The 25,855-nt window shown below is 62.0% G+C and carries 33 protein-coding genes and 2 tRNA genes; 20 read left to right on the forward strand and 15 right to left on the reverse strand.

Translation table 11 applies throughout. From position 1 onward, the window contains the following. Positions 1–266: 266 nt before the first annotated feature. The 3 genes from PQQ86_RS07830 (at position 267) to lepB (ending at position 2,940) form a co-directional block, all read left to right on the forward strand. Positions 267–983 carry a FadR/GntR family transcriptional regulator gene (locus tag PQQ86_RS07830; protein ID WP_408265654.1) on the forward strand — a complete coding sequence of 239 codons (717 nt, stop codon included), beginning with the start codon at positions 267–269 and terminating at the stop codon, positions 981–983. A gap of 141 nt (positions 984–1,124) precedes the next feature. Further along, on the forward strand, positions 1,125–2,123 hold the full coding sequence (locus PQQ86_RS07835; RefSeq protein ID WP_408265655.1) for a Gfo/Idh/MocA family protein: 999 nt from the start codon (positions 1,125–1,127) through the stop codon (positions 2,121–2,123). Positions 2,124–2,241: 118 nt separating this feature from the next. Further along, on the forward strand, positions 2,242–2,940 hold the full coding sequence (gene lepB / locus PQQ86_RS07840) for a signal peptidase I (RefSeq protein ID WP_408265656.1): 699 nt from the start codon (positions 2,242–2,244) through the stop codon (positions 2,938–2,940). 32 nt (positions 2,941–2,972) lie between these two features. On the opposite strand, the gene PQQ86_RS07845 is transcribed toward lepB, so the two are convergent. From PQQ86_RS07845 to PQQ86_RS07875, 7 genes are all read right to left on the reverse strand, one after another. Continuing rightward, positions 2,973–3,632, reverse strand: coding sequence for an amino acid ABC transporter permease (locus PQQ86_RS07845; RefSeq protein ID WP_408265657.1), 660 nt, complete (start codon positions 3,630–3,632; stop codon positions 2,973–2,975). 106 nt (positions 3,633–3,738) lie between these two features. Then, the gene (locus PQQ86_RS07850) at positions 3,739–4,533 is read right to left on the reverse strand and encodes a cystine ABC transporter substrate-binding protein (protein WP_408265658.1); all 795 of its coding nucleotides are present in this window, start codon (positions 4,531–4,533) and stop codon (positions 3,739–3,741) included. 117 nt (positions 4,534–4,650) lie between these two features. After that, entirely contained in the window at positions 4,651–5,712 is a 1,062-nt protein-coding gene (locus PQQ86_RS07855) for a quinone-dependent dihydroorotate dehydrogenase (protein ID WP_408265659.1), read from the reverse strand. 66 nt (positions 5,713–5,778) lie between these two features. Further along, entirely contained in the window at positions 5,779–6,600 is an 822-nt protein-coding gene (locus tag PQQ86_RS07860) for an arginyltransferase (RefSeq protein ID WP_408265660.1), read from the reverse strand. A gap of 107 nt (positions 6,601–6,707) precedes the next feature. Next, positions 6,708–7,445 (reverse strand): leucyl/phenylalanyl-tRNA--protein transferase, encoded by a 738-nt coding sequence (gene aat, locus PQQ86_RS07865; RefSeq protein WP_054034598.1) that lies wholly within the window; start codon positions 7,443–7,445, stop codon positions 6,708–6,710. Positions 7,446–7,454: 9 nt separating this feature from the next. Beyond that, entirely contained in the window at positions 7,455–8,000 is a 546-nt protein-coding gene (locus tag PQQ86_RS07870) for an NUDIX hydrolase (RefSeq protein WP_408265661.1), read from the reverse strand. A 312-nt stretch (positions 8,001–8,312) separates the two neighbouring features. After that, positions 8,313–8,389, reverse strand: a tRNA-Met gene (locus tag PQQ86_RS07875). Between the two features lie 259 nt (positions 8,390–8,648). Here PQQ86_RS07875 and PQQ86_RS07880 point away from each other — a divergent pair. Both PQQ86_RS07880 and PQQ86_RS07885 read left to right on the forward strand, forming a co-directional pair. Then, complete coding sequence (locus PQQ86_RS07880; protein ID WP_408265662.1) at positions 8,649–9,146, forward strand: heme-degrading domain-containing protein; 498 nt, start codon at positions 8,649–8,651, stop codon at positions 9,144–9,146. 10 nt (positions 9,147–9,156) lie between these two features. Next, the gene (locus tag PQQ86_RS07885) at positions 9,157–9,489 is read left to right on the forward strand and encodes a DMT family transporter (protein ID WP_407673224.1); all 333 of its coding nucleotides are present in this window, start codon (positions 9,157–9,159) and stop codon (positions 9,487–9,489) included. A gap of 36 nt (positions 9,490–9,525) precedes the next feature. On the opposite strand, the gene PQQ86_RS07890 is transcribed toward PQQ86_RS07885, so the two are convergent. Further along, the gene (locus tag PQQ86_RS07890; RefSeq protein WP_097393603.1) at positions 9,526–9,909 is read right to left on the reverse strand and encodes a hypothetical protein; all 384 of its coding nucleotides are present in this window, start codon (positions 9,907–9,909) and stop codon (positions 9,526–9,528) included. Positions 9,910–9,973: 64 nt separating this feature from the next. Continuing rightward, the gene (locus tag PQQ86_RS07895) at positions 9,974–10,165 is read right to left on the reverse strand and encodes a hypothetical protein (protein WP_408265663.1); all 192 of its coding nucleotides are present in this window, start codon (positions 10,163–10,165) and stop codon (positions 9,974–9,976) included. 267 nt (positions 10,166–10,432) lie between these two features. On the opposite strand from PQQ86_RS07895, the gene PQQ86_RS07900 reads away from it, so the two are divergent. Beyond that, a complete protein-coding gene (locus tag PQQ86_RS07900; protein ID WP_408265664.1) occupies positions 10,433–10,717 on the forward strand; it encodes a DUF1488 family protein in 285 nt (94 codons plus the stop codon). Between the two features lie 67 nt (positions 10,718–10,784). On the opposite strand, the gene PQQ86_RS07905 is transcribed toward PQQ86_RS07900, so the two are convergent. Beyond that, positions 10,785–11,795, reverse strand: a complete 1,011-nt coding sequence (locus PQQ86_RS07905; RefSeq protein WP_408265665.1) for an NAD-dependent epimerase/dehydratase family protein — start codon at positions 11,793–11,795, stop codon at positions 10,785–10,787. A gap of 135 nt (positions 11,796–11,930) precedes the next feature. Between PQQ86_RS07905 and PQQ86_RS07910 the strand changes: the two genes are divergently transcribed. Both PQQ86_RS07910 and PQQ86_RS07915 read left to right on the forward strand, forming a co-directional pair. After that, positions 11,931–12,869, forward strand: coding sequence for a TetR/AcrR family transcriptional regulator (locus PQQ86_RS07910; protein WP_408265666.1), 939 nt, complete (start codon positions 11,931–11,933; stop codon positions 12,867–12,869). 46 nt (positions 12,870–12,915) lie between these two features. Next, positions 12,916–14,052 (forward strand): enoyl-CoA hydratase/isomerase family protein, encoded by a 1,137-nt coding sequence (locus PQQ86_RS07915; protein WP_408265667.1) that lies wholly within the window; start codon positions 12,916–12,918, stop codon positions 14,050–14,052. Between the two features lie 101 nt (positions 14,053–14,153). On the opposite strand, the gene PQQ86_RS07920 is transcribed toward PQQ86_RS07915, so the two are convergent. After that, complete coding sequence (locus PQQ86_RS07920) at positions 14,154–14,579, reverse strand: hypothetical protein (RefSeq protein WP_097392287.1); 426 nt, start codon at positions 14,577–14,579, stop codon at positions 14,154–14,156. A 531-nt stretch (positions 14,580–15,110) separates the two neighbouring features. On the opposite strand from PQQ86_RS07920, the gene ssuD reads away from it, so the two are divergent. From ssuD to PQQ86_RS07940, 4 genes are read left to right on the forward strand one after another with little or no spacing between them, the layout of a single operon-like run. Then, positions 15,111–16,271 (forward strand): FMNH2-dependent alkanesulfonate monooxygenase, encoded by a 1,161-nt coding sequence (gene ssuD / locus PQQ86_RS07925; RefSeq protein WP_408265668.1) that lies wholly within the window; start codon positions 15,111–15,113, stop codon positions 16,269–16,271. A 56-nt stretch (positions 16,272–16,327) separates the two neighbouring features. Further along, complete coding sequence (ssuC, locus tag PQQ86_RS07930; protein ID WP_408265669.1) at positions 16,328–17,185, forward strand: aliphatic sulfonate ABC transporter permease SsuC; 858 nt, start codon at positions 16,328–16,330, stop codon at positions 17,183–17,185. Then, positions 17,182–18,183: an ATP-binding cassette domain-containing protein gene (locus PQQ86_RS07935; protein ID WP_408265670.1), complete on the forward strand. Its 1,002-nt coding sequence runs from the start codon at positions 17,182–17,184 to the stop codon at positions 18,181–18,183. The genes ssuC and PQQ86_RS07935 overlap by 4 nt, the downstream gene beginning before the upstream one ends. Positions 18,184–18,230: 47 nt before the next feature. Then, positions 18,231–18,446, forward strand: a complete 216-nt coding sequence (locus tag PQQ86_RS07940) for a TOBE domain-containing protein (protein ID WP_011488137.1) — start codon at positions 18,231–18,233, stop codon at positions 18,444–18,446. Between the two features lie 48 nt (positions 18,447–18,494). Here the strand turns inward: PQQ86_RS07940 and PQQ86_RS07945 are convergent, their stop codons facing one another. Then, on the reverse strand, positions 18,495–18,770 hold the full coding sequence (locus tag PQQ86_RS07945; RefSeq protein WP_408265671.1) for a hypothetical protein: 276 nt from the start codon (positions 18,768–18,770) through the stop codon (positions 18,495–18,497). A gap of 140 nt (positions 18,771–18,910) precedes the next feature. Between PQQ86_RS07945 and PQQ86_RS07950 the strand changes: the two genes are divergently transcribed. From PQQ86_RS07950 to PQQ86_RS07960, 3 genes are all read left to right on the forward strand, one after another. Beyond that, positions 18,911–19,108 (forward strand): hypothetical protein, encoded by a 198-nt coding sequence (locus PQQ86_RS07950; protein ID WP_054034588.1) that lies wholly within the window; start codon positions 18,911–18,913, stop codon positions 19,106–19,108. A 107-nt stretch (positions 19,109–19,215) separates the two neighbouring features. Beyond that, the gene (locus tag PQQ86_RS07955) at positions 19,216–19,458 is read left to right on the forward strand and encodes a DUF6566 family protein (RefSeq protein WP_408265672.1); all 243 of its coding nucleotides are present in this window, start codon (positions 19,216–19,218) and stop codon (positions 19,456–19,458) included. A 68-nt stretch (positions 19,459–19,526) separates the two neighbouring features. After that, a complete protein-coding gene (locus tag PQQ86_RS07960; RefSeq protein ID WP_408265673.1) occupies positions 19,527–19,907 on the forward strand; it encodes a glyoxalase superfamily protein in 381 nt (126 codons plus the stop codon). 134 nt (positions 19,908–20,041) lie between these two features. Here PQQ86_RS07960 and PQQ86_RS07965 read toward each other — a convergent pair whose 3' ends face one another. Beyond that, positions 20,042–20,311, reverse strand: a complete 270-nt coding sequence (locus tag PQQ86_RS07965; RefSeq protein WP_097392293.1) for a hypothetical protein — start codon at positions 20,309–20,311, stop codon at positions 20,042–20,044. 349 nt (positions 20,312–20,660) lie between these two features. Between PQQ86_RS07965 and dusA the strand changes: the two genes are divergently transcribed. Next, positions 20,661–21,662 (forward strand): tRNA dihydrouridine(20/20a) synthase DusA, encoded by a 1,002-nt coding sequence (gene dusA, locus PQQ86_RS07970; protein ID WP_408265674.1) that lies wholly within the window; start codon positions 20,661–20,663, stop codon positions 21,660–21,662. A 103-nt stretch (positions 21,663–21,765) separates the two neighbouring features. Then, positions 21,766–21,841 (forward strand) — tRNA-His (locus PQQ86_RS07975). A gap of 132 nt (positions 21,842–21,973) precedes the next feature. Here the strand turns inward: PQQ86_RS07975 and PQQ86_RS07980 are convergent. Then, positions 21,974–22,303 (reverse strand): hypothetical protein, encoded by a 330-nt coding sequence (locus tag PQQ86_RS07980; protein WP_408265675.1) that lies wholly within the window; start codon positions 22,301–22,303, stop codon positions 21,974–21,976. A gap of 350 nt (positions 22,304–22,653) precedes the next feature. Here PQQ86_RS07980 and PQQ86_RS07985 point away from each other — a divergent pair, with 350 nt between their 5' ends. From PQQ86_RS07985 to PQQ86_RS07995, 3 genes are all read left to right on the forward strand, one after another. Beyond that, positions 22,654–24,246, forward strand: a complete 1,593-nt coding sequence (locus PQQ86_RS07985) for a tetratricopeptide repeat-containing sulfotransferase family protein (RefSeq protein WP_408265676.1) — start codon at positions 22,654–22,656, stop codon at positions 24,244–24,246. After that, entirely contained in the window at positions 24,243–24,818 is a 576-nt protein-coding gene (gene cysC, locus PQQ86_RS07990; protein ID WP_408265677.1) for an adenylyl-sulfate kinase, read from the forward strand. The genes PQQ86_RS07985 and cysC overlap by 4 nt, the downstream gene beginning before the upstream one ends. A gap of 107 nt (positions 24,819–24,925) precedes the next feature. Continuing rightward, a complete protein-coding gene (locus PQQ86_RS07995; RefSeq protein ID WP_408265678.1) occupies positions 24,926–25,585 on the forward strand; it encodes a trimeric intracellular cation channel family protein in 660 nt (219 codons plus the stop codon). Here PQQ86_RS07995 and PQQ86_RS08000 read toward each other — a convergent pair. Further along, complete coding sequence (locus tag PQQ86_RS08000) at positions 25,571–25,783, reverse strand: DUF3820 family protein (protein ID WP_006048800.1); 213 nt, start codon at positions 25,781–25,783, stop codon at positions 25,571–25,573. The two genes, PQQ86_RS07995 and PQQ86_RS08000, sit on opposite strands and share 15 nt — an antisense overlap. Between the last annotated feature and the right edge of the window lie 72 nt (positions 25,784–25,855).

Consider the following 25,855-nt stretch of genomic DNA (forward strand, 5'->3'; position numbering starts at 1 on the left):
CTACGTGCGTCTTCGCACTATGCAAATTTTGCAACGCAGGCACGCTTGAGACGCAAGCTTATGGCCCGTCAAAACATGCGGCGTTACATGAACGAAACAATTCTTCAGAGGGATAACCCTCTCAGGACGTTTCCCAACTGGCGCAACCGTTTCGAAGCTAGCAACGTATCGTAAAAGAACAACTACACATACATAAAACGACACATGAGGGCTGCTTGATCAACAGGCTACGCGGGGGCAAACACCGCTTCGGGGAGAGTGTCAAAATGGAACAGGCAAACAAGGATCGATCGCTGGTCAGCAAAGTCATGGATGGACTCGTGACCGGCATCGTCGAAGAGAAGTACGGCGCCATCCTGCCACCGCAGGATGTGCTGTCCAAGGAGTTTGACGTCAGCCGCACCGTCATGCGCGAGGCGCTGTCGATGCTGCTCGCGCGCGACATGCTGGACGTGCGGCCGAAAATCGGCACGCGCATCCGGCCGATGAGCGATTGGCGCATGATCGACGAGGACGTCGTGAACTGGCGTTTTCGCGCGAAACCCGATCCGCTGTTTCTGCGCGACGTGATCGAGTTCCGCATCCTGATCGAGCCGCGTGCCTCGGCACAGGCGGCCGCGCGGGGCAGTGCGGCCGACATCGCGGCGATTCGCGAGGCCTTCGACGCGTTCCGCGCGATCCGGCCGGGCGAGTCCGGCTATCAGTCCGCCGACGAACTGTTCCATGCACGCATCGTGGTGGCGAGCGGCAATCAGTTCTTCAAGCAGATGGCCGCCATCATTCGCGGCGCGCTGTCGACCGTCAACCCGATCGTCAATCAGAAGGACGGGATGTGGGAGAAGGCCGTGAGCACGCATCAGCGCGTGGTCGAAGCGATCGAACGGCGCGATCCGAAGGAAGCGGAAATCGCCTCGCTGGCGATGATCGACTACACCGCGGAAGAGATCGGCAGCAGCTTTACGTCGGAACCCCCGGTGCGCTGAGCATGGCCGCTACGGCGGCAACTGGGGGTGCCTTCCTGCAGGGACCTTGCATAACGAACGGCGCGACAGCATGCCTGCGCATGCGTGCGCGGCTTGCGTCACAATAGCGCCTGTTCTGAACTGCACGGACTCGAAGGAACGATGACAATTGCAACGCAGGAAGCCCCCGCGGGCGGCACGATTCGCTGGGGGATCGTCGGGACGGGCCGCATTGCCCGTCGCTTCGCTCTTGGACTCACTCATGTACCGCAGGCGTCGCTGACCGCGCTGTGGTCACGCCGCGCCGAACCGGCCATGGCCTTCGCCGGGGAATTCGGCGGCGAAGTGTGCGCGAGTTTCGATGCGCTGCTCGCGAGCGGTATCGACGCGCTTTACATCGCCACGGTCCAGGACAGTCACGCCGATTACGCGATCGCCGCGCTTAAAGCCGGTTTGCACGTGCTGTGCGAAAAACCCGCCACCATCAATAAGCCGCAGCTCGAGCGTGTGCTCGAGGTCGCGCGCGCCGGGCAACGGCTTTTCATGGAAGCCATGAAGCCACCGTTTTATCCGCTCTACAGAAAGTTGCGCGCGCATCTGGATGCCGAGCCGATCGGCGAGGTGGGTCTCGTGCGCGCCGGCTGTTCGGTGCCGGGCGTGCCGGACGATCATCCGTCGCTGTCGTTCGAGCATGCGGGCGGTGCGCTGCTCGATATCGGCGTCTACGAGATGTTTCTCGCGGTCGACTGGCTCGGTGCGCCGCGTGAGGTGCAGACGCTCGGGCGGCTCGGCTCGACCGGCGTCGATACGTTCGCGAGCCTGAACAGCCAGCATGAGCGTGGTATCTCCCAGCTGTTCTGCGGACTCGACCTGCACGGCAAGGGTGACGCGTTGCTGATGGCCACGAGCGGCCATGTCACGATTCATGAACCCTGGTGGAATCCGTCGCGCGCGACGATCCGGTACGCCGACGGTCGTGTGGTCGAGCTCGACGAGCCGTTCGAAGGGGGTGGTCTGAACTACGAGACCGCACATTTCTGCGAGCTGATCCGAGCGGGGCAGATCGAGAGCCCGCTGATGCAGCATAGCAAGTCGTTGCAGATGATCGAGATGGCCGATGCGGCGCGCGCCGCGTTGGGGCTTAAGTTCGCGGGGGAGTGAGAGTCCGTTGCCGCGTTGCTTCCAGCGGCGGTGGTACGATTTGCGCGGGCGCGCGGACTCGAACAAGAAGGGCCGCGTACCCACAGCTTTCGATCACCTTCCACTGGAGCCGCCTGCGATGCGCATGCTTGGAAAACTATGGCGCGACAACAAGAGCCTCGTCGCCTTTCTGTTCCTGATGGTGCTGTTCCGCAGCGCCGTGGCCGACTGGAACGTCGTGCCGAGCGGCTCGATGTTGCCGACGATTCGCGAAGGCGATCGGATTCTCGTCGACAAGATGGCTTACGATCTGCGCGTGCCGCTCACCCATATCACGATCGCGCATCTGCACGATCCGCAGCGCGGCGACATCGTCACGATCGATTCTTCGGCCGCGCATGAATTGATCGTCAAGCGTCTGATCGGCTTGCCCGGCGACAGCGTCGCCATGCGCGACAACGTGCTGTATGTGAACGGCGTACGGGCTGATTATCGGCCGCTGAAACTCAAGCCGCTGCCGGGCGATGCGGCATCTCCCGGCGACTATCTGACCGAACGCTTCGACGGCGTGACGCACACGGTGCGGCTCGCGCCTGACGCGCCGAGTCCGCGCAATTCGTTCGGTCCGGTGCTCGTGCCGCAAGGCGAGTATCTGATGCTCGGCGACAATCGCGACGACAGCGCCGACTCGCGTTACTTCGGCTTCTTTCCGCGCAAGGAACTGATGGGCCGAACGCGTTATGTCGCGTATTCGCTCGACCCGGATCACTACTACAAACCGCGCTTTGAGCGCTTCGGCGCGCCGCTGGATACGGCGTCGCTAGCCGCCAGCCGGTAGGCGGCGCGGCAGCGTTATGGGTTCAGTTGAGTTCAGTGACGCGACGGCAGCGCCAGGCGCTTTTCGTACCAGTGCTGCACCCACTCGAGCAGCTGGCACAGCACCCAGTAGACCGCGGCTGCCGCGAGGTACAGCGGCAGCGGCTGATAGGTCGACGCGATGATCTCCTGAGCGCTGCGCAGCAGCTCAGTTACGGTGATCACCGACACCAGCGACGTATCTTTGATCAGGCTGATCAAACTGTTCGACAGACTCGGCACGGCGATGCGCAAGGCCTGCGGCGCGATCACGTAACGTAATGTCTGACGCCGCGAGAGTCCAAGGCTATAGGCGGCCAGCCACTGGCCGTTGGGAATGCCGAGAATCGCGCCGCGCATGCTTTCCGACAGATACGCCGCCACGTTCGCCGACAATGCAATCACGCCCGCGGGCGTGGGGTCGAGCGAAATACCGAGACTCGGCAAGCCGTAATAGATCACGAAGATCTGCACCAGCAGCGGTGTGCCGCGGAACACGCTGACATATACGCGCGCGATCCAGTTCAACGCGCGGTTGTGGCTGACGCCCATCACCGCGAGCACGGCGCCGGCAATCAGGCCGAAGATCATCGACAGAATCGCGAACTTGACCGTCAGGACGGCGCCCTGTGCGAGCACAGGAAGCGATTGGACGAGCAGGGAAGTGGTGGACATGAACGGTGGGTAAGGTTGGCGCGCAAAGTGCACATGGGGCACATCGTGGACAAAAGGGAAGGGCGGCATCGTTGACGATGCCGCCCTTCGTTTCATCCGGCGTGCGTTACTTGATCGGCTTACTGACGTCGATGCCGAACCATTTGTCCGAGATCTTCGAGAACGTGCCGTCCGCTTCGAGCTGGGTCATTGCGTCGTCGATCGCCTTGGCGAACTTCGGATTGCCCTTTTTGAACGGAATGCCCGACGGGTTGCCCGCGCCGACCGTCGCGCCCGTGCGCAGCGGCAACTGCGAGTTCTTCATCAGATACGCGAGCATCAGGCGGTCGTTCAGCGCCGCATCCAGACGGCCGGAGGCCAGATCGCGCAGGTATTCAGGCGCGCCCGGATACGTCTTCACGTCGATGCCCGGCACCGACTTCGCCATGTCCATGTAGTTCGTGCCCAGACCGACGCCGAGCTTCTTGCCCTTCAGATCGTCGAGCGATTTGAACTGGCGCGTGTCGTCCTTACGCTGGATCAGTTGTGCGGCCGAGTACGTGTATGCCGGCGAGAAGTCGAGTGCCTGCTTGCGTGCGTCCGTAATGCCGACCTGGTTGACGATCACGTCGAACTTGTTTGCCTGCAGACCGGCGATGATGCCGCTCCACTCGGTCGTGACGAACTCCGGCTTCACGCCGAGTTTGGCTGCAACGGCCTTGGCGATGTCGACGTCATAGCCGACCAGTTCGCCCGACGGCGCTTTCGAATTGAACGGGGGGAAGGTGCCTTCCAGGCCGATGCGCAGCGTGCCGCGTTGCTTGACCTGGTCGAGCAGGTCGTTCGCGTGGGCAGTGACAGCAGTGAACGACGCACCGATCAGGCCAGCGACGAGCATCTTTTTCAGCAAGCCAAATTTCATCGAGTTCCTTTTTGTTCGTCTGGCGTTTTAACAGACAAAAGCATAACAAAACAGACTATCGAACCCTAAATACCGTTTGTTTATGTCTATATTACGTACGGGTGCGGGTTGGGCGGCCTAGCGTAGCGCCTGCGCGCATTCAGCCACCAGCGCGGGTCCGCGATAAATGAAGCCGGTATAGAGCTGCACCAGCGAAGCGCCTGCCGCGAGCTTCGCGCGCGCATCTTCGCCCGAGAAAATCCCGCCCACGCCAATGATCGGCACCGTTTCGCCGACTTCGGCGCGCAGCTTGCGGATCACTTTGTTCGACGCGTCGAACACCGGCTTGCCCGACAGGCCGCCGGCTTCATCGCCGTATTGCATGCCGGCGACGGCCGTGCGCGACAGCGTGGTGTTGGTGGCGATCACGCCTTCGAACTTGTGGCGCAACAGGGTATCGGCGATCGACTTGATCTGTTCGTCGTCGAGGTCCGGTGCGATTTTCAGAGCGAGCGGCACGAGCTTGCCGTGCATGTCGGCGAGACGCTGCTGCTTGTCCTTGAGCGCCGCGAGCAGCGCGTCGAGTTCGCCCGCGCCTTGCAGCTGGCGCAGGTTCTTCGTATTCGGCGACGAGATATTGACCGTCACGTAGCTCGCGAACGGGTACACGCGTTCGAGGCAGTACAGATAGTCTTCGGCGGCGCGCTCGATCGGCGTGTCGGCGTTCTTGCCGATGTTCAGCCCGAGAATGCCGCGATAGCGCGCGGCCTGCACGTTCTTGACGAACTGGTCGACACCGGCGTTGTTGAAGCCCATCCGGTTGATCACGGCATTCGCCTCGGGCAGGCGGAACATGCGCGGGCGCGGATTACCCGGCTGCGCGCGCGGCGTGACCGTGCCGACTTCAATGAAGCCGAAGCCCAACGCCGCCAGACCGTCGATGCACGCGCCGTCCTTATCGAGACCCGCGGCGAGCCCGACCGGGTTACGGAACGTCAGCCCCATTACGGGGCGCGGCGAATCCGGCACGCGTGGCGCGAGCGCGCCCGCGAGGCCGGTGCGGCCCGCGGCGCCGAGCATGCGCAAAGTCAGGTGGTGAGCGTCTTCCGCGTCCATGCGAAAGAGTTGGGCGCGTACGAGCGGGTAGAGGGAACTGAACACGGGACGAAGCCGGGCGGCCGGAAAATGGGAACCCGCCATTTTACCGGCTTTGGGGCATTAATGAGACTAACTGGTAGGGACTGTTGTGGCCACCTTCTGGCCACGTTAAGGCCGCAGCGGCCCGCGCCTGCCCTGAATCGCCAGATCGACCGGCGGCAGATCGATGCTGGTTGGATCAAGCACCTTCCAGGCGCCGTCGATTAAACCTTCGAGCGGCCGGAAATTCGCCTTGTACGCCATCTTCGGACTCTCGCGAATCCAGTAGCCGAGGTACACGTAGGGCAGCTTGAGGCTCCTTGCCTGCTCGATCTGCCAATAGATGTTGTAGGTGCCGAAGCCGGTGTGCGGCAAACCCGGCTCGAAGAAGGTGTACACCGACGAGAGCCCGTCGCCGAGGATGTCGATCATGCTGATCATGCGCAGAATGCCCGGCGCTGACGGATGGTCCGGCAGTGGCTCGCGGAATTCGACCAGCCGCGAGTTGATCCGGCTTTGCAGCAGGAACTGTTCGTACTGGTCGCGGCTGTCGCGGTCCATGCCGCCACCGGCATGCCGCGCCGACTGATAGCGCATATAGAGCGCGTAGTGTTCTTCGTCGTAATGCAACGGGGCAACCGTTGCGATCAACTCGCCGTGCTTCTTCCACACTCGGCGTTGCGTGCGGTTCGCCTCGAAATGGTCGACCGGCACGCGCACCGGCACGCAGGCACGGCAGCCATCGCAATACGGGCGGTAGGTGAATACGCCCGAACGACGGAAGCCGGCTTTGACGAGGTCGGTATAGACGTCGGAGTTGATCAGGTGACTGGGCGTGGCGACTTGCGAACGCGCAATGCGTCCATCCAGATAACTGCAGGGATAGGGCGCCGTTGCATAAAATTGCAGCGCTGAAAGCGGAGAAAGAGGCAGCTCGTTGGGATGAGTCACGTTGGCAGCTCTCGTCGAAGCGTCTCTGGTATTGCAAACCCGGCGTGCCTTGCGGCTCGTGACCCGCGGCTCGGTTGGCGACGGATCCGGATTCGGCCTGATTCTTCCTACGCCGCCGGCGCGACGACATCGCGCAAGACGGTCTTGTCGAAACGCCAGGGAATCGGCGGTGCGTCGACAGACGCACGAACATGCGCGATGAACGCTTTGCGCGCTATCTCGCGACCGCCCAGCGACGCCAGATGCGATGTGTTCTGCTGGCAGTCTATCATTTCTATTTCGTGACAGCGCAAGTGTCCGACAAGCGCGGCCAGCGCCATTTTCGACGCATCGGTGACCTCCGCGAACATCGATTCGCCGAAGAACATCCGGCCGAACGACACCCCGTACAAACCGCCTACGCGCTTGCCTTCGAACCAGGTTTCGATGCTGTGCGCATCACCCACCCGGTGCAGCGACGAATACGCTTCGACCACGTCGGCGGTGATCCACGTGCCGCGCTGGCCGCGCCGCGGCGCCTGCGCACAGGCGCGCATCACGGCGGCAAAATCATGGTCGACGCGAATTTCCCACGCGTCCTCGCGCAGCACGCGCTTGAGCGTTTTACGCAGCGACGGCGACAGCTTGAACTCGGCGGGGCGCAGGATCATGCGCGGATCAGGACTCCACCACAGCACCGGCTGGCCGTCCGAGTACCACGGGAAGATGCCGCGCCGATAGGCGTCGATCAGCCGCGACGGCAGCAGGTCGCCGCTGGCGGCGAGCAGGCCGGGTGCGCCGCTTGCCGCGCCGAGCGCGCGCTCGACTGAGGGAAACGGATCGTCAGGTCCGAGCCAGGGAACCATGCGCGCCGCTCAACCTTCGCGCAGCGAGCGGAAGATATCGCCCGTATGCAGCCCGAAGCTGCCGGCGGCGCGGTCGGCGAAAAAGAAACGCAAAGTCTGGCCGACGGTGGGGAAGGCGATCTCGTCCCACGGAATCTCGTGTTCCTCGAAGAGTTTCACTTCGAGGCTTTCTTCGCCGGCGGCGATGTCGAGATCGAGCAGGCGCGCCATATAGAACAGATGCACCTGATGCACGTGCGGCACGTTCAGCAGCGAGAACAGGCTCTGCACCTCGACGCGCGCGCCGGCTTCTTCCAGCGTTTCGCGCGAAGCCGCTTCGGCGGTGGTCTCACCCATTTCCATGAAGCCTGCCGGCAGCGTCCAGTAGCCGTAGCGCGGTTCGATCGCGCGACGGCACAGCAGCACTTTGTCGTCCCAGACCGGGACGGTGCCGACCACGTTGCGCGGATTCTGATAATGCACCGTGCCGCAACTTCCACATACGAAGCGCTCGCGGTTGTCGCCCGGCGGAATGCTCAGGCTGACGCCGTGGCCGCAGTCAGAACAGAATTTCATAGGAAGGGGACGAGAAAGGGTGATGGGAGTTTATCACTGGGGCGAGCTTTGTCGGGAGCGGGCCATGGCGGTGCGCGCCAGTCAATGCGAGGTGGGGAAATTTCGCTGATCCGACGCCCATCGACGCGACGGTATTGCGAATACCGTCGAGGAAAAATGCGGATATGTTTGGAGTCCGGATCAACGAGTGCGAGCGGCAGTGAGGGTGCGCAACCGCGAAGCGGAAAACGGGGAGCAGAAAACAAAAAAGGCCTGCCGGTTGGGCAAGCCTTTGAAGTTTTTTCGACGTCTTCGAACCAATTTAGTGCTACTTGGTTGCGGGGGTAGGATTTGAACCTACGACCTTCGGGTTATGAGCCCGACGAGCTGCCAGACTGCTCCACCCCGCGTCCGTCGAAGAAAAGATTATAGAACAAAGCGGCGACCAACGCAATAGCTAGTTAAGGAGCGGCTTCAATACGGGCCGCTGCGGGCGAACTTCAAAGCGGAACGCCAAAGCGCAGCGGTCTCCAAAGTCGCGGCGTGCATTGCCGGCGTCGTATGCCGGAAGGCCCGCGTAGCGCGCTGCGCTAGAATCCAGGTTCTCTTCGCGCGCCGGGATGCATGTGCAACGGCCTGCGCTTCACTTCTTACCTTGTTCAGAACTCCATGGATATCGCTCACGATCTACAGGTGATTGCCGCTCAGGAACAAGCGCTGGTGTTCCCGCAATTCGATGCCGACCGCGCATGGCAGATTGGCGCCTATCTGCACGAGGTTGCGAAAGCACGCGGCATTGCCGCAGCCATCGACGTGCGCACATTCGGTCAACCGCTCTTCTTCAGTTTGCTCGAGGGCGCGACGCCGGACAACGTCGACTGGGCGCGTCGCAAGGGCAACACGGTCGCGCATTTCCGGCGCAGTTCGTATGCGATCGGTTTGAAGATGCAACAGGCGGGCAGCACGCTCACCGACAAGCACGGCTTGCCGGTCACGGAATATGCGTCGCATGGCGGCGCGTTTCCGTTGACGGTGGCGGGCGCCGGTGTGATCGGCTCGATCACGGTGTCCGGTTTGCCGCAACGTGCGGATCATGAGCTGGTGGTGGAAGCGCTGTGCGCGCACCTCGGCCACGACTACAGCAAGCTCGCGCTTGCAAAGGCCTGAGGCGATGCGGATGCCTCCTTATGCATTGCTCGCCATTGCGATCGTTGCCGAAGTCATTGCGACCTCCGCCATGCGGGCCTCGGAAGGTTTTTCGCGGCTGGTGCCCGCAGCGGTCGTGGTGATCGGTTACGGCATCGCGTTCTATTGCCTGTCGCTCACGCTGAAGACTATTCCGGTGGGCATCGTCTACGCAGTGTGGTCAGGCGCCGGCATCGTGCTGATTACGCTGGTCGCGGTTGTGATGTACCGGCAAGTGCCGGACGTGCCGGCCATCATCGGGCTCGGGCTGATCATTGCCGGGGTCGCCGTGCTGAACATGTTCTCGAAGATGCAGGCGCACTGAGCGCTCATTGAGTGTTCAGTGAGCGTCCACTGAGTGTTACTTGCAGCGCACGATCATCGAACGGTTTTTCACGTTAGCCGAGACGACGTTCGTGACGCTGCCGCCTGCGGCGCCGCCTTCGTCGTTGTCTTTCGACACGATGTCGTAGCCGGTTGCTCCACATGCCTTGCCGGCCTGCACGTAGCAGGAGGCCCAGCTGGACGCGGCGTCGGCGCCGCTGCAGTTCACCGCAAAGCCGGTCTGACCGTTCGGCAGATTGATCAACGAAGTGGTGTTCGATGATGCGCAGCCGGCGAGACCCGCGCCGAGCAACACGGCGGCGGGCAGCGCGGCAGACAGGGACGCCCTGCGGACTAGAGCAAGCGCGGCGCTGCTGGGTCGGAAGCGGCCGGAGCGGCGCAGTTGCGTCATGAAATGCATCGTGATGTTTCCTTTCAAATAGGTATCGAGACTCGCCACGCACACCGGACGTGTGCCCACAAGGTTAAGGCGTTTCGATCGTGATGCCTGCCGCGCTGACCAACTGGCGGCTTTCCGAGCCGTTTTCGGTCGCCGCGTCTTCCCAGATGCTGATGGCTTTCGGAATGTCGATGCCGTGGCTTTCGGCGTAAGCAAACCAGGTGTTTGCCGCATCCGGCTCAGGCAGTTCGTGGCTTTGCAGAAAATATTTTCCCATACTGTGCTCGCTGACCTCGAAATGGCGTCACTGCGTCGGCACGGATCGTGCCGGTGAACCTGTTCGACAGAAGCAGTCGGCACAAGTGCAATCCGGCGTGTCGATTTGCATGCGAAGCCCTTTAGGCATCGGGTGCGCGACCTTGACCAGGCGGGTGCCGGAGGCTGGACCGCAGTCCAGTCGCGCGAGTACCATATCGGGCATATCCGGGGGCGGCCGGTTCTCCCCGTTGTCCATTTCCTGCCGGATCCTTCTGATGAGGCGACCATGGAAATTCGGTTTCCCGCGGACGCGCCCGCTTACCGCGACTCCAATCTGACGGTGGTCTTTCGCGCGCTCGTGGACGGCGAACCAGTACCGTGCGCGATCTCGGTCGAGGCGCTCGAAGATCACTTCGGCGCGTACACCGAGGATCTCGAAGGCTGGATGCGCGCGTTCGACGCCGGGCGTCAGCGCATCGAGGCGGTTGCGCGCGAACATTTGCAGATCAGCAATGGCACGCCGGTGTTGCTCAAGAGCGGCCACTTTCCGCCCGGCAACGCGGCGGGCTAATCCGGTTCGTTCGCACACGCATGAATCACGTGCTTAACATCCGCTCGCTTGCGAAAACCTTCCACAATCAGGCGGTTTTCGCGGCGTCCCCGTGCGTGTCCGTACTCGCCGCTGCCGCCGCGCGCGCAGCGTCGAACGCGTGCCGGATACCGTCTTTGTACGAGGTTTTGGCGATCGGGCCGATCAACTGCGTCAGTGCCGAGTCGTCAAGCACAACCGGCTCGGTCATCAGGTAGTTCATCTCCACCAGCTCCCGCATCAGCGGATTGAAGAGGCCGAGCACGCGCAGCATGGTCTTGCCGGCCACCATCAGCTTCGGCTCGCGGTCCGCTAGCGCATAGGCCTGTCTCGCCACTTCGCGCTGCGTGATCGTGCCTGGGCCGGCCAGATGCCACCAGCGGCCGTACGCTTCGGGCGTACGTGTGAGTTTCTCGACCACCGGTCCGATATCCGGCAGGTAGATGAATTCGTGCGGCACATCGACCGGCCCGATCACCTGCGCGCGCTTGCCGTGCGCCGCGCCCTCGAATATGCCGTTGATCAGACTGCGTTCAATGCAGTGACCGTAGAAATCCGGCAGGCGCAGCACCAGCGTCGACAAATGGGTTGACCCGCTCGCGCGCCCGTGTGCCGCCAGCACCAGTTTTTCCTGCTCAAGCCGCATCTTGCCTTTGAACGTATGGGGCTCACGCGGATGATCTTCGCTAATCGGATTGCCGCGCGCGCGGCCGTACGGATACACGGTGCCGATCAGAATGAAGCGTTCGACGCCTGCCGCTGTCACGCCATCGAGGGTTTTTTGCATGAGTGGCGGATGCGAGGCGAACTGATCGTAGGGCACACCCACCAGATAGATCACCGTCTGCAAACCGGCCGCCGCGGCGCTGATCGAAGCCGGGTCGTCCGGATTCCACATGACGATTTCCGCATGCGGGTCGTGACCGAAGGCCGCTTCGAGCGGCGTGCGCGAACGGCCGACTACCCGGTAATCCCGGCCCGCCGCGCTCAGCGCCGCCCCGATGATTTGACCGGCGGCGCCCGCGGCACCGAATAAACCCACTTTCCCTGTAGCTTGCATGAACGACTCCTGACGGCGGCGCCGTATCGCGCCTGGGTGAGCTTGTTTGATCGATGAGAATTTAATGAACGCTGTTCAGTAAACGGTGTTCAGTTTAATTTGACTTTTCAGTTTGTCAAGCCGAAAATGCCCGGCATGGGAATCGTCGAACGAAAAAGCCGTCAGAAACAGGCGTTGCGCGAGCGCATCCTCGATGCAGCGCGGCGCATCGTGATGCGCGAAGGTTTCGCCGCGCTGTCAATGCGCAAGATTGCCGACGCCGTCGAGTATTCACCCGCCACCTTGTACCTTCACTTCGCGAGCCGCGATGAAATTGCGCAGGCCCTGTGTGCGGAAGGTTATGCGCAATTGCTGGCCACCTTCGTGCCGCTCGCGCAGATCGCCGATCCGGCTGAGCGTTTGAAGGCGCTCGGGCGTGCGTATGTGGCATTCGGTGTTGCGTATCCGGAAACCTACCGGCTGATCTTCATGGAAGACCCGAGCTATACGGGCGCGGCGCTGGGCGGTGCGGCGGCTGCGTCTCGCAAGGCTGCGGATGGGGCGGTGGCTGCGGTCGCCGATGCCGCGAATGAAACGGTGGAAACCGCGGCCGCTGGCGCAACGGCAGCAGGAACAACCGCAGTGGCTTCCACCGCGTCTGGCAAATCGAACCTCGCGCCCGCGAAACCGGACGACGACCCCGGCGACGCCGCGTTACACATCATGCTCCGCGCGCTCGAAGAGTTGAAAGCAGCGGGGCGCTTGTCCGCATCAATGGACGTGGCTGTGTGGGCTGAGGCGTTCTGGGCGACCCTGCACGGCATCGTCGCGCTCAACCTCACATGCCCCGTGTTTCCGAGCGCGCCGCTGGATACGGTGGTGGGCGTCGCGCTTGATACCTGGCTGGGTATGCAACCCGCCGGGCAGCCGCAAGGCGCCGCAAAATCTACTCGTGCCGGCAAGAAAAAGTCCACTGAAGCGCGGGCGGAATCGTACTCAGAAGCGCACTCAGAAGCGCACTCAGAAGCGCACGCAGAATCACCCGCTGAGACGGGCGTCAAACCCGCCACCAAGCCCAAAGCCGCGAGTGCGTGATAACGTTCAGTTCCGATTCATTTCGCGCCATCGCGCTTAGCTCTCCATGTCTATTTCCGCCTCGCCCGCCGTCAGCGACGAAGTCGCGACCTACGTAGCCAACCGCATCGGCTTCATCGAACTGGAGAGGCCGAAGGCGCTCAACGCGCTGTCGACCAGCATGATTCGCGCGATGCACGCGGCGCTCGAGCAGTGGCGTGAAAATCCCGACGTGCTTGCCGTGGTGGTGCGCAGCCAGCATCCGCGCGCGTTCTGCGCGGGCGGCGATGTTCGCTTTCTGTACGAGTCGGCGCAGCGCGGCGAGCATGATGCGCGCGATACGTTTTTCACTGAAGAATACCGGCTCAATCACGCGATTTTCACTTACCCGAAGCCGTATATCGCGTTAACGAACGGTGTCGTGATGGGGGGCGGCATGGGGATTTCGCAGGGCGCGCATCGTACCGGCGGCCTGCGGGTGGTGACGAACTCGACGAAGATGGCGATGCCTGAGACCCGCATTGGCCTCTTTCCTGATGTCGGCGCGAGCTGGTTTCTGGCGCGCACGCCGGGCGCGCTCGGCCGCTATCTGGCGGTCACGGGCGAGACGATCGGCGCAGCAGACGCGCTCTACGCAGGTCTCGCCGACGCCTATATCGACGACGCGGCGTTGCCCGCGCTAGTCGATACATTGCGCCGCGAGCCATTCGAACGTGGTGCAGACGTGGTGGCGAGCATCGAGCGTGAGGCCGCTAAGCATCAGGTCGTACCGGAACCCGACGCTTCACCGCTCGCAAGCACACGCGCGTTGATCGACCGGCATTTTGCGTTGCCCGACATGACGCAGATTCTCGCGTCGCTGGAGCAGGAACGGGAGCATGGCGGCGATTTTGCCGATTGGGCTGAGCAGACGATTGCCGTGCTGCGCGAACGTTCGCCGTTGTCGATGGCCGTGTCGCTGGAAGTGGTGACGCGCGCGGAGGGTTCGATGGCGGACGTGCTGCGCGGCGATCTCGATCTGACGCGCACGTGCTTCGCGCAGGGCGACACGATTGAAGGGATTCGCGCGCGCATCATCGACAAGGACAACGCGCCGTGCTGGCGTTTTGCGCGCATCGAAGACGTAAGCGCCGCCGATGTGGCGAAGATGTTCGAAAGCCCGTGGCCGGCAAACGAACACCCGTTGCACGATCTGCGCGGTTAAGCGGGATCGGACCGCAACGTTAGCAACGTTAAAGCAATCAAAGCAGGGCTACGCCGGGCTTTGCCTCGGCACGGCCAGAGGAGCAGACATCAGGAAGACGCTCAGTCTTCGTCTTCGCTCGCCATGAAGGCGCGCATGAACACCAGCGCGCCCCAGCCCCACATCGCGTTCGCCGCGAAACCCACCGCGAGGCGCGGCAGCATGTTGCCGCTCGGCCAGATGCCGCGCAACGGATCGACCACAAACACGCTCGCCGCCGTCAACGCAAGGCCGCCGAACACGAAGGCGGGCACCCACGGCGCGCGGCGCCCCGGTGCAACGCGCAACAGCCACGCCATCAGCACAGCCCAGAATGCGCTCCAGATCGCGTTCGCAATAAACTCCGGCAGCCCGAGCGGCAAAAATGGCGCGGTCGAAAAACCGGTTGGGTCGATCAGACCGGCTGCGTGCAGCAGCGCCAGAGTCGATTCGTGAAAGAACAGGGAAGCCAGAAAACCGGCGACGAACGGCAGGATGAGTTTTTGCATGCATTGCACCGCGAGAGATCAGGCGGCGTGATTCACGCGGCCTGCACCGGATTATTGGAAACGTGGCGCCATTATATATAGGGGTACCCGGCTTCCAGCGTAGGTAAGGCGCAACATCCGTATGCTTTAGCGTCGGGCTAATCACGAAAGTGGAAAACCTAAGCTAAAAAAAATCGTTCAAAAGCCGCGCTCCGGTCCATAGACTGTTTCTCCATGCAGACGGTGATTGCCGCCGTTGCCCATTTAATCGAGCGCATCACGCGCACGTCTGGTCGAGGGAAGCCGTCGCGATGTCCTGCCTGATGCCGATCTTCAGCCGCTCCAGGGCGCACGCGCGTTTGCGGATGCGCTGTCGGAACTAGTCCCGCAACTAGTCCGCTTTTCGCCGCAGTTTTCCGTTCCTTTTTGCGCTTGCATCTCTGGCTGTGTGCCGGATGGATGTGCGCGACCAGCGGCGCGCGGCCGGCGTGTGCGCGTTCACTCGACGCACCGTTTCCATTCAATCCAGTTTCGAACAAGCAGGAGCAGCAAATGAATGTGTTCTGGTTCATTCCGACTCACGGCGACAGCCGCTATCTCGGTACGTCCCAAGGCGCACGCGCAGCCGATTACGACTACTTCCAGCAGATCGCCGTCGCCGCCGACACGCTCGGCTACGAGGGCGTGCTGCTGCCGACCGGCCGTTCGTGCGAAGACGCATGGGTCGTCGCGTCGAGCCTGATCGCCGCGACCAAACGTCTGAAGTTTCTGGTGGCGATCCGTCCGGGCATTTCATCGCCGGGTCTGGCGGCGCGCATGGCGGCGACCTTCGACCGTCTGTCGAATGGGCGTCTGCTGATCAACGTCGTGACCGGCGGCGATTCGGCTGAACTGGAAGGTGATGGCGTGTTCGTCGATCACGACACGCGCTATGAAGTCACCGACGAATTCCTGCATATCTGGCGCAAGCTGCTGACCGCCGCGCATACCAACGACGCGATCGATTTCAACGGCAAGCATCTGACCTCGAAGGGTGGCAAGGCGTTGTATCCGCCGGTGCAGAACCCGCATCCGCCGCTGTGGTTCGGCGGTTCGTCGGCGGCTGCGCACGACATCGCGGGCGATCACATCGACACGTATCTGACGTGGGGCGAGCCGCCCGCGGCCGTCGCGAAGAAGATCGCCGACATTCGCGCCCGCGCTGAAGCGCGTGGCCGCAAGATCAAGTTCGGCATTCGCTTTCACGTCATCGTGCGCGAGACCGAAGAAGAAGCATGGGCTGCCGCCGACAAGCTGATCAGCAAGCTCGACGACGAAACCATTTCCCGTGCGCAGGCTTCGTTCTCGAAGATGGATTCCGAAGGTCAGCGCCGCATGGCCGCGTTGCACGGCGGCAAGCGTGGCGGCCGCGCGGAACTCGAGGTGTATCCGCATCTATGGGCGGGTGTCGGTCTCGTGCGCGGTGGTGCGGGGACGGCGCTGGTCGGCAATCCCGAGCAGGTGGCGGCGCTGATGAACGAATACGCGGCGCTCGGTATCGATACGTTCATCCTGTCCGGCTATCCGCATCTCGAAGAATCGTACCGCTTCGCTGAACTGGTGTTCCCGCTGCTGCCGGGCCATCAAAGCAAGGTCGCGGGCGGTCCGCTGTCGGGGCCGTTCGGCGAGATCGTCGGCAACAACTATCTGCCGAAGGCGGCAAGTTCGAGCTGAGCGCTTGCGCCCGGTTCGACAATGACGCCCATCGATAAGCAACGAGGACAATCATCATGGCTCAATCCACTGTGAGTGCGGAACGCGGCACACAGGCAGGCTCGGGCGCGACTTTCGGCGCGAGCCTCGTCGGCGCATTGCGCCGCATCGGCGCGCCTCTGGCGCCGTGGCTCGTGCCGCTGGCGATTCTGCTGGCGTGGGAATTCGCCGCGCGCAGCGGCATTCTCTCGACGCGTGTGCTGCCCGAACCGCTTGCGGTCGTGAAGGCCGCGTGGTCGCTGATCCAGTCCGGCGAAATGTGGGCGGACGTGAAGGTCAGCACGTGGCGCGCGGTGTCGGGCTTTGCGATCGGCGGCGGCATCGGACTGGTGCTCGGCCTCGCGACGGGTCTCTTCAAACCCGCCGAAATCGCGCTCGATTCGACGGTGCAGATGGTCCGCAACATTCCCGCGCTGGCGATGATCCCGCTAGTGATCCTGTGGTTCGGTATCGAGGAAGAGGCGAAGGTGTTTCTCGTCGCGCTGGGTGTGTTTTTCCCGGTCTACGTGAACACGTTTCACGGTATTCGTTCGGTAGATGCCAACCTGATCGAGATGGCGCGCAGTTATGGCGTGAAGGGTTTCGCACTGTACCGGCATGTGATTTTGCCGGGGGCGTTGCCCTCGATTCTGGTCGGCGTGCGTTTCGCGTTTGGGCTGATGTGGGTCACGCTGATCGTTGCTGAAACCATTTCCGCGCAGTCGGGCATCGGCTACATGACGATGAACGCACGCGAATTCCTGCAAACCGATGTGGTGGTGGTCGGCATCCTGCTGTACGCGGCGCTCGGCAAGCTTGCCGATGTGCTGGCCAAGAGTCTCGAGCGTGTATCGCTGCGTTGGCATCCTGCCTATCAACGAGGAGCGAAAACATGAGCGCAACGACATTGTCGGCTTCGTTCGGCGGCATCGCGGGCAGCGATCTCGAAGCGGAACTGGCGCAACCGCGCACTGTCGATCACGACGCGGACGAGGCCGCCGGCTTCGACCGTGCGGATTCGGCGCACGATCGCCAGCTCGTGGGCGTCGTGCCCTCGGCGGCCGGTGCATCGGCGCGCAACGACGCACGCGGCTCTGCCGATTTTTCGGTCGAGTTGCGTGGCGTCGGCAAGCAGTACGGCGAGCGCACGGTGCTGTCCGATTTTGATTTGTCGATCGAGCGCGGCAGTTTCGTGGCGATCGTCGGCCGCAGCGGCTGCGGGAAATCGACTTTGCTGCGCCTGGTCGCGGGTCTGGAGAAGGCCACGTCGGGCGTGCTCGAAAAGCGCGCCGAAGACGGCCAGCCGCTTGACACGCGCATCATGTTCCAGGACGCGCGACTTCTGCCCTGGAAGAGCGTGTTGCACAACGTGATGCTCGGCCTCGGCCGCAGCGCTCGTGAAGATGCGCGCGCCGTGCTCGACGAAGTCGGCTTGCTGGAGCGCGCCAACGACTGGCCCGCGCAGCTCTCCGGCGGACAGCGTCAGCGTGTGGCGCTCGCGCGTGCGCTGGTGCATCGGCCGCAATTGCTGTTGCTGGACGAACCGCTCGGCGCGCTCGACGCGTTGACGCGCATCGAAATGCACGCGCTGATCGAACGCCTGTGGCGCGAACATCAATTTACCGCGTTGCTGGTGACGCACGACGTGCATGAAGCTGTCGCGCTCGGTGACCGGATTCTGCTGATCGAAGACGGGCGCATCGCGCTCGATCAGCCGGTGCCGCTGGCGCGCCCGCGGGCGCGCGCGTCGGCCGGTTTTGCCGCGCTGGAAGAACATGTGTTGCAACGCGTACTGAAGACGGTGCCGAACGACGACGCGCTGTCCTATCGCGCTTACGACGCACGTGACGAGGGCCGCCTCACGCGGCCGACAGACGTCCGCTGGGCCGTCTGACATCACTTGACTGACTGTTTTCAATCGCTTTTCTGGAGTCACTCGACATGAGCATTTCCGCAATCAACGTACGCAATCAGTTCAAAGGCAAGGTCAAGGAAATCATCCGCGGGCCGGTGGTGTCCGAGGTCGACGTGGACACGCCGTTCGGTATCGTCACGTCGGTGATCACCACGCGTTCGGTCGATGAACTCGACCTGAAGGTCGGCTCGGAAGTGGTCGCGCTGGTGAAGTCGACGGAGGTGTCGATCGCGCGTCTGTAAGCGCGCGACCGCACTTTCGCATTGCTCGCACCGTCACGCGCGCCGACGCTATTTCGCGTTGGCGCCGCTGGCGGGCGGCTCGTGCATCATCTTGTCGTTGGTCGGTTTGCTCGGGCGCTTGATCGGCATATTGTCCGGATTGCTCGAACCGCCTGAATCAGGGGCCGCCTCGGGCGGCTTGACCATCGATGCACCGCCATTCTGCGGCGCCGCTGGTGTCTTTGGCGCCGGGTTCGACGTTTGTGCAAACGCCGCCGTGCCGACTGCGCCAAACATCGCGAGCGCGACGCCCGCCGTTAGCGCCGCCATTCTGTTTCGCTCCATTTCGTCCTCCTTTCCGATACCGCCAGCTGGTTTGCTGCCGTCACGCATCCATACGGCACGCAACCCTTATGCCTCGACGCGCCGCTGCGTGCATCCGCGAAACTTGCTACGATTAATTGAGCACCACGACGGAGACGGCCATGTCGAAGTCATTAAGTCCGGAAGCGGTTGAAGCGTTGCGGCGCCTGAACGATGTCGGCGTCGGACAGCCCATGCCGAAGTTTGAGCAATCCGTCACGGCGGAGTTGCTGACAAACGGGCTCGCCGCCGAAGCAAGCGGCGGCGAAGTCGAAATCACCTGTAGCGGCCGGCAGTACCTTTCTGGCGATTGCGACTGATCGCCAGGCGAGGGCGGGCCGGTGCATGCTCCGAGCCGTAACGACGGCCCGGTGGAAAAGTACGGCCGCCGGCATTCAAGGGCACGCAAGACACGAAGGAGGCGATCATGGAGCCGAAAGGCCTCGACATGGGCGACTACCAGGAGCGCTATCAGGACTACGATATTGAAGTCGCGGTCGAACAGGTGCTCACCGGTGTCAAAGCGCATTTCCGCGTGTTGCGCAACGACGCGGTGGTGGTGGACTGGCGGCTCGTGCACATCGACACCCTGTGGTCTACCGAGCATGCTGCGGCCCTGGCGGGTTTCAAGGCGGCGCGCGAAACGATCGATGCCGGCCTCGCCGCATAGCCACAAGCGCGTGAGGCGGCAAGCGCATTCGATTAAGCTGACGATCTTTCGACTTGCTGGAGACCGCTGTGCACCTGTCACCTGCCATTCCGATCATCCGTATCTTTTCTGAAGAGAAAGCCAGGGAGTTTTACGTGGACTTTCTCGGCTTCACCATCGACTGGGAACACCGCTTCGAGGCCAATTTTCCGCTCTACGCGCAAGTGCGCCGCTCCGACCTGATTTTGCATCTGAGCGAGCATCACGGCGACGCGACGCCGGGTTCGACGATTTTCGTGCGGGTGCAGGACATCGACGCGTTGCATGCCGAACTTCAGCGCAAAGATTACAAGTATGGGAAGCCGGGTATTGAAGAGGTGCCGTGGGGGAAAGAGCTGGAGACGATCGATCCGTTTGGTAACCGGATTCGTTTTTCTGAAGCGTCGAAAGAGGATGTGCGCGAGGCGTGATGACGGCGGGGCGTAGCTTGACGCCGCGGACGTTCCCGCCGTGTAAACGGAACTGGGCGCCGGCATGCATTGCTGCATGCGCGGCGCCCAGTTCGGCTGCCGTCTTGTGAACGGCAACCTTCAACGGCGACAGATTAGTGGCCGAAGAAAACCGATTGCGGGCCCGACTCAGCCGGTGCACGCGTACCCGATTGCGACGACACGTTGGTCACGCCACCGTATGCGTTCGATTCAGCGTTAGCACGTTCAGCTGCGACGGTTTGCGCGTTCTGGCCTTGTTGCGAAGCCGGTGCGCCGACCGACGGACGGTAGAACGGTGCCGGGCCGTAGCCGCTAGCGAATGCGGGAGCAGCGATCGAGGCAGAAACAGCAACCAACAGGGCGGCGATGAGCTTGGTCTTCATGGTGTGACTCCGATAAGTTTCGATTTCATTTCAGGAAGGCGTCGCAGGAGCCGGTGAGGTGTGTCTGCAACGTCGATGGAAGGCAGTGTATACCCCTACTATTGAAAATTTGTACCGATAATCTGAAATTACTATTCTCGGTTTTGAAATAATCGAGCGGAGGGTTGTGCGACAGGCGTCAGCCGTGGTCCGACCCCGTCTGTCAAGCGTTTTCGGCGGTCAAAGACCCGGCTGGGAGGGCGGGTTATCGGTGGTGTTTTCCGGAATTCGCGGCTCGTCGCGAGCGTTTCAGGGGCATCGGGCCACTTGCGGTAAAATTGCGGTTTGATTCAAGCCGTCCGGCCGCCCCATGTCTTCAGCTCAAACTTCCAGTCCGCGCCGCGTGTCCGTCGCGCCGATGATGGACTGGACCGATCGCCACTGCCGCTCGCTGCATCGTGTGATATCGCGTCATACGTGGCTTTACACCGAAATGGTTACCACCGGCGCGTTACTGCACGGGGATGTGCCGCGCCATCTGGCGTTTGCGCCCGAAGAAGCGCCGGTCGCTTTGCAACTCGGCGGCAGTGAGCCTGACGACCTTGCGCGCTCGGCCAAGCTCGGTGAGCAATGGGGCTATGACGAGATCAATCTGAACTGCGGCTGTCCGTCCGAGCGCGTGCAGCGCGGTGCGTTCGGCGCTTGCCTGATGAACGAACCGAAACTCGTCGCCGATTGCGTGAAGGCGATGCGCGATGCCGTGTCAGTACCAGTAACTGTCAAGCACCGAATCGGTGTCGATGCGGTCGAGGAATATAGCTTTGTGCGTGACTTCGTTGGCACGATCGCGGATGCTGGCTGCAATGTGTTTGTCGTGCATGCGCGCAATGCGATTCTCAAAGGCTTGAGCCCGAAAGAGAACCGCGAGATTCCACCGCTCAAGTACGACTACGCGTATCAGTTGAAGCGCGATTTCCCGCATCTGGAGATCATCATCAACGGCGGCATCAAGACGCTTGATGAGGTGGAAACGCATCTTCAGCATATCGATGGCGTGATGCTTGGGCGCGAGGCCTATCACAACCCTTATGTGCTGGCCGACGTCGATGCACGCTTCTATGGTTCGACAGATGCACCGCTCGCGCGCGAGCAGGTCGAGGCAAAGCTGATCGAATATTGCGCGGCTGAATTGGCACGAGGCACGTACCTTGGCTCAATCACGCGTCACGCACTCGGCCTCTACCGCGGTGAGGCAGGTGCACGTGGATGGCGTCGCGTGTTGTCCGATAGCAAACGTCTGGCGGCGCGCGATCTGACCATCTTCGACGAGGCAAGACAGCATCTGCGTGAGCCCGTCGGAATTTTTGAATAAAGGACTAGGCAAACGGTATTCTTGTTCGTATAATCTCGTTTCTTCATTGACGAGCCAAGTTTCTCAGCAATGAGTTGCTAGCAAAGTCAAGCAGATGTCAGTGGTGGCTGTAGCTCAGTTGGTAGAGTCCAGGATTGTGATTCCTGTTGTCGTGGGTTCGAGCCCCATCAGCCACCCCAAAGAATTCAAGCAGTAAAAAAGTTTGATCAAACGGCGTTGTGAGAAATCACAACGCCGTTTTTGTTTTAGCCTTCGCAAAACATCGCGCGATACAGGATCGTCTCGTCATTCGATAAGTAGTTCGATTGGCATCAATGCCCATGTCCCCCGTGGCCGCCACCGCTGCTCCACGAACTGCCGCCGTTGCCGTGGGAGCCTCCACTACCGCCGTGCCAACCCCCACCATGCCAACCGCCGCCGTGCCAGTACCCGCCACGGCCATGGTAGTAACAGCACGGGCCACCCCAACCGCCCCAGATGTCCACCGTGCCGTAGGCCGGTCCATACACCGGTCCATAGGCATAACCGTAGCCGGGGTAATAGGGCTGCGCGTAGGCATAGTCGTATCCCGGCGCGACCACGCAACCGGTGAGACTTGCCGCCACGGCCAACATCGCGATTGATGCAATGAGCCTGCTCACGATTTTCTCCTTCGTATGTGAATGAGAAAAACGGCGCACCGGGGAGTTCAGCAGGATTTGTGTCCGCAAATTACTGGCTGGATTCGCCTTCGCGCTTCGATGACGCCTGCGCCGCAATTCAACGCCATAACGGCTGCCCGTTGCGCAATCCTTCCAAACTATGACGGATTCATCGCGTTGTAACAGTTGGTTAAATTTTCGCAACGTAACTGTAGGGCGCGCCTGATACTTTCCCGTCAGACAATTCCCCTTTGAATCCAGACCTATGCTGGTGCTGAGCTGGACGAAGAAGAACGCACTCCACATTGCCCGGGCCGCCTGATGCGATGCCTGCAAGAACCTGGCCGTCAATGAAGCACGATCCACAGCCTGCGACCACATCGGAATGGCGCGCCGAAGGCGACGCCTGTGCCGCTCGCGGCGAACTCCAGGCCGCACTCCAATGTTTCGAAGCGGCACGCTCGCTCGATCCCGCCGATGTCGTCGTGCTTGAGCGTCTCGCCGCGACGCTCGCCGCGCTGAACCGTTTTCCCGAAGCCGTCGTTCGCTATCACGAAGGGATCGGGCTCGATCCGCAGAACACCGATTTGCGTCACGGCTTCGGCTGGTCGCTCGAGCAGATGCATCGGCTCGAGCAGGCGGTAGACGCGTATCGCGAAGCAGTCCGGCTGAATCCCAAAGCTGACGGCTCATACAACAACATGGGCAACTGCCTGCAGGCACTCGGTCGTTTCGACGAGTCTCACGAGGCATATCGCCGCGCGATCGAGGCTGCGCCGCAGGTGCCGCTGTATTACCGCAACTTCGTGCAGTCCAAGCGCCTTGGCGCCGACGATCCGGTGTTCGCCGCGCTGGAGCAACTCGTCGGCGATGCCGCCTCGCTGACACTCGCCAATCAGGCGGAGATTCACTTCGCGTATGGACAGGCGCTGTCTGATCTGGGGCGCAACGATGCGTCGTTCGAGCACTTCCTGAAGGGCAACGCGCTGTACCGCGCCGGCGTGCGTTATGACGAAGCCGCGTCGCTCGGCCTGTTCGCGCATTTGCCGGAGCTCCTGACTTCAGAGGTGCTGGCGGCCAGGCGCGGTCAGGGCGATGCGTCGGACGCACCGATCTTTATCGTCGGCATGCCACGCTCCGGTTCGACACTGATCGAACAGATTCTCGCGAGTCATCCACAGGTCTTCGGTGCGGGTGAGCGCACGGAGTTCGGCGAGGCGCTAGTGAATTGCATTGGCCGCGATCTCGACGATCCTTTGCGCATCGATATCGAAGCCTTGCAGAGTGTCGGCCCCGCGCAATTGCGCACGCTCGGCGCCGACTATTTGCGCCGCATACGGACGTCGTTGCCGGAAACGCAAACCGCAACGCCAGGCTACGCACGCTTCACCGACAAATACCCGTTCAATTTCATCAACGTCGGACTGATTCATCTGGCGTTGCCGAATGCGCGCTTCATTCATAGCAGCCGCTCGCCGTTGCAAAGTTGCCTGTCGATTTTTTCTCGAATTTTTCATGACGTGCCGTTCAGCTACGATCTTGGTGAACTGGGCCGCTACTATCGCGCGTACGACGCGTTGATGGCCCATTGGCAGCACGTGTTACCCGAGGGCGCGATGATCGAAGTCAAATACGAAGAGCTGGTTGAAGATTTCGAAGGGAATGTCCGGCGCCTGCTCGAGCACTGCGGGCTCGACTGGGACGAGCGCTGCCTGGCGTTTCATCAGACCACGCGGCAGGTGAACACGGCAAGCGCGGCACAGGTGCGCCGTCCGCTCTACAAGACGTCGCTGCAGCGCTGGCAGCCGCAGCAGGCGTTGCTGCAGCCCTTGTTCGACGGTCTCGGACCAGAGTTGGCGCCCGCTGGCAGCGTCAGCGGGCAGGGGCGGGCGCTTCTGGAAGATGCCGGGCCTGCGGCCAACGTGACGGAGCGGAAATCGTGAGCGCAACGCGTGGAGCCGTTATCTGGATGACCGGTTTGTCCGGCGCCGGTAAATCGACCGTGGCCGAGGCGTTGCATCAGCGTCTGAAAGAAGCCGGACATGCCTCGATCGTGCTCGACGGCGACGTGCTGCGGCGCGGCCTGACCGCGGGCCTCGGCTTCACGCCCGAGGACCGCGCCGAAAATCTGCGACGGATCGCGCACGTCGCGGCGTTGATCATGCAACAGGGCTTCATCGCGATTGCCGCGGTGATTTCGCCCGAGCATGAGAATCGGCGCATGGCTCGCGAGATCGTCGGCGCTGGTTTCGTCGAAGTGTTCGTGAATGCGCCGCTGACGGTGTGCGAAGCGCGTGATGTCAAAGGTCTCTACGTGCGTGCGCGGCGCGGTGAAATACCCAATTTCACGGGTGTTTCGGGGCCGTACGATGTGCCGCTCGACCCCGATGTCATGATCGAAACCGATCGGGTGTCGATCGAAGAGGCAGTCGGCCGCCTGCTTATGCATCTGAGCGTCATGGGTTGCCTGCCGAGGGAAGAAAGCGGGCTCGGCAGACCTCGTCTCGCGAAATAGTCGGCGCGAGGCGTGTGCCTGGATTCGGCTGCACAAATTTTCCACCCGGCGCGGCACATTTCGCTATACCTTTTCGCCTACTCGTAGACAGAAAGGGTGATGCGTCGATGCCGACATTGTCGATACAAAAAATAAAGCCGAAAGTCGAAACGCTCGTTCTGGTGGCCGATCTGGCCGGCACGGTTGTTTTCGCAATCGAGGGCGCGGTGAGCGCGATGCGTGGCGGTCTCGATCTGCTGGGCGTGATGGTGATCTCGTTTGTCGCGGCGCTCGGCGGCGGAGTGATCCGCGACTTGTTGATCGGCGATTCACCGCCAAACGCGATACGCGACTGGCGTTATCCGGCGTTGACGTTCGTCACCGGTCTGCTCACGTTCATTTTCCATTCGACAGCACAGCAGTTCCCTGTCGCGCTGATTACGGTGCTCGACGCCGCCGGTCTCGCGCTGTTTGCCGTCGCGGGCGTAGAGAAAGCGCTGCTGTTCGGGATTCGTCCGTTTATCGCGATGCTGATGGGCACCATTACCGGTGTGGGCGGCGGCGTGATCCGTGATGTGCTGATGGCGCGCGTGCCGCTGGTGCTGCATGCCGATATCTATGCGACCGCTGCTTTCGCTGGCGCATTCGTTGTGGTGGTCGCGCGGCGCGCCGGCTTGCCGCCGGGCGTCGCGGCTTTGGCAGGCGGCGCGGTGTGCTTCATCCTGCGCGTGCTTGCCGTCACCTATGGCTGGCATCTGCCGAAGGCGTCGCTCTCAACGCTTGCGTAACGGCTCGATCAGTGACGACAGACCGTTGTGATCGATCTCGTGCATCAACGCCAGCAGACGGCCGATTTCCCCCGGCGGAAAGCCCTGGCTCGCAAACCAGTTCAGATAGTGGCCGGGCAGATCCGCGATCAGCCGGCCTTTGTATTTTCCGTAAGGCATCACGCGCGTGACCAGCAGTTCGAGGTGTTCGGGATTCATCGCAAGTGGGTCGACGGAAAGTTCATTGAGCGAGGTGGTGTGAGCGCCCGCTGAAGCAGCATTTTAGCTGCG

Origin of the sequence: Paraburkholderia sediminicola, assembly GCF_046026675.1 — a bacterium.
In the GTDB taxonomy this organism is placed as follows: Bacteria; Pseudomonadota; Gammaproteobacteria; order Burkholderiales; family Burkholderiaceae; genus Paraburkholderia; species Paraburkholderia sediminicola_F.

What these genes read in the sequence shown, in the direction of transcription:
- aat (WP_054034598.1), bottom strand. Translation starts at nt 7,445, where the DNA reads ATGGTTCCCTGGCTCGGACCTGACGATCCGTTTCCCTCAGTCGAGCGC.
- ssuC (WP_408265669.1), top strand. Translation starts at nt 16,328, where the DNA reads ATGGCTCAATCCACTGTGAGTGCGGAACGCGGCACACAGGCAGGCTCG.
- PQQ86_RS07830 (WP_408265654.1), top strand. Translation starts at nt 267, where the DNA reads ATGGAACAGGCAAACAAGGATCGATCGCTGGTCAGCAAAGTCATGGAT.
- PQQ86_RS07950 (WP_054034588.1), top strand. Translation starts at nt 18,911, where the DNA reads ATGTCGAAGTCATTAAGTCCGGAAGCGGTTGAAGCGTTGCGGCGCCTG.
- PQQ86_RS07880 (WP_408265662.1), top strand. Translation starts at nt 8,649, where the DNA reads ATGGATATCGCTCACGATCTACAGGTGATTGCCGCTCAGGAACAAGCG.
- PQQ86_RS07900 (WP_408265664.1), top strand. Translation starts at nt 10,433, where the DNA reads ATGGAAATTCGGTTTCCCGCGGACGCGCCCGCTTACCGCGACTCCAAT.
- PQQ86_RS07870 (WP_408265661.1), bottom strand. Translation starts at nt 8,000, where the DNA reads ATGAAATTCTGTTCTGACTGCGGCCACGGCGTCAGCCTGAGCATTCCG.
- PQQ86_RS07890 (WP_097393603.1), bottom strand. Translation starts at nt 9,909, where the DNA reads ATGCATTTCATGACGCAACTGCGCCGCTCCGGCCGCTTCCGACCCAGC.
- PQQ86_RS07885 (WP_407673224.1), top strand. Translation starts at nt 9,157, where the DNA reads ATGCCTCCTTATGCATTGCTCGCCATTGCGATCGTTGCCGAAGTCATT.
- PQQ86_RS07895 (WP_408265663.1), bottom strand. Translation starts at nt 10,165, where the DNA reads ATGGGAAAATATTTTCTGCAAAGCCACGAACTGCCTGAGCCGGATGCG.
- PQQ86_RS07845 (WP_408265657.1), bottom strand. Translation starts at nt 3,632, where the DNA reads ATGTCCACCACTTCCCTGCTCGTCCAATCGCTTCCTGTGCTCGCACAG.
- PQQ86_RS07915 (WP_408265667.1), top strand. Translation starts at nt 12,916, where the DNA reads ATGTCTATTTCCGCCTCGCCCGCCGTCAGCGACGAAGTCGCGACCTAC.
- lepB (WP_408265656.1), top strand. Translation starts at nt 2,242, where the DNA reads ATGCGCATGCTTGGAAAACTATGGCGCGACAACAAGAGCCTCGTCGCC.
- PQQ86_RS08000 (WP_006048800.1), bottom strand. Translation starts at nt 25,783, where the DNA reads ATGAATCCCGAACACCTCGAACTGCTGGTCACGCGCGTGATGCCTTAC.
- PQQ86_RS07910 (WP_408265666.1), top strand. Translation starts at nt 11,931, where the DNA reads ATGGGAATCGTCGAACGAAAAAGCCGTCAGAAACAGGCGTTGCGCGAG.
- ssuD (WP_408265668.1), top strand. Translation starts at nt 15,111, where the DNA reads ATGAATGTGTTCTGGTTCATTCCGACTCACGGCGACAGCCGCTATCTC.
- PQQ86_RS07935 (WP_408265670.1), top strand. Translation starts at nt 17,182, where the DNA reads ATGAGCGCAACGACATTGTCGGCTTCGTTCGGCGGCATCGCGGGCAGC.
- PQQ86_RS07835 (WP_408265655.1), top strand. Translation starts at nt 1,125, where the DNA reads ATGACAATTGCAACGCAGGAAGCCCCCGCGGGCGGCACGATTCGCTGG.
- PQQ86_RS07985 (WP_408265676.1), top strand. Translation starts at nt 22,654, where the DNA reads ATGAAGCACGATCCACAGCCTGCGACCACATCGGAATGGCGCGCCGAA.
- PQQ86_RS07965 (WP_097392293.1), bottom strand. Translation starts at nt 20,311, where the DNA reads ATGAAGACCAAGCTCATCGCCGCCCTGTTGGTTGCTGTTTCTGCCTCG.
- PQQ86_RS07850 (WP_408265658.1), bottom strand. Translation starts at nt 4,533, where the DNA reads ATGAAATTTGGCTTGCTGAAAAAGATGCTCGTCGCTGGCCTGATCGGT.
- PQQ86_RS07905 (WP_408265665.1), bottom strand. Translation starts at nt 11,795, where the DNA reads ATGCAAGCTACAGGGAAAGTGGGTTTATTCGGTGCCGCGGGCGCCGCC.
- PQQ86_RS07855 (WP_408265659.1), bottom strand. Translation starts at nt 5,712, where the DNA reads ATGGCGGGTTCCCATTTTCCGGCCGCCCGGCTTCGTCCCGTGTTCAGT.
- dusA (WP_408265674.1), top strand. Translation starts at nt 20,661, where the DNA reads ATGTCTTCAGCTCAAACTTCCAGTCCGCGCCGCGTGTCCGTCGCGCCG.
- PQQ86_RS07995 (WP_408265678.1), top strand. Translation starts at nt 24,926, where the DNA reads ATGCCGACATTGTCGATACAAAAAATAAAGCCGAAAGTCGAAACGCTC.
- PQQ86_RS07940 (WP_011488137.1), top strand. Translation starts at nt 18,231, where the DNA reads ATGAGCATTTCCGCAATCAACGTACGCAATCAGTTCAAAGGCAAGGTC.
- PQQ86_RS07955 (WP_408265672.1), top strand. Translation starts at nt 19,216, where the DNA reads ATGGAGCCGAAAGGCCTCGACATGGGCGACTACCAGGAGCGCTATCAG.
- PQQ86_RS07920 (WP_097392287.1), bottom strand. Translation starts at nt 14,579, where the DNA reads ATGCAAAAACTCATCCTGCCGTTCGTCGCCGGTTTTCTGGCTTCCCTG.
- PQQ86_RS07945 (WP_408265671.1), bottom strand. Translation starts at nt 18,770, where the DNA reads ATGGAGCGAAACAGAATGGCGGCGCTAACGGCGGGCGTCGCGCTCGCG.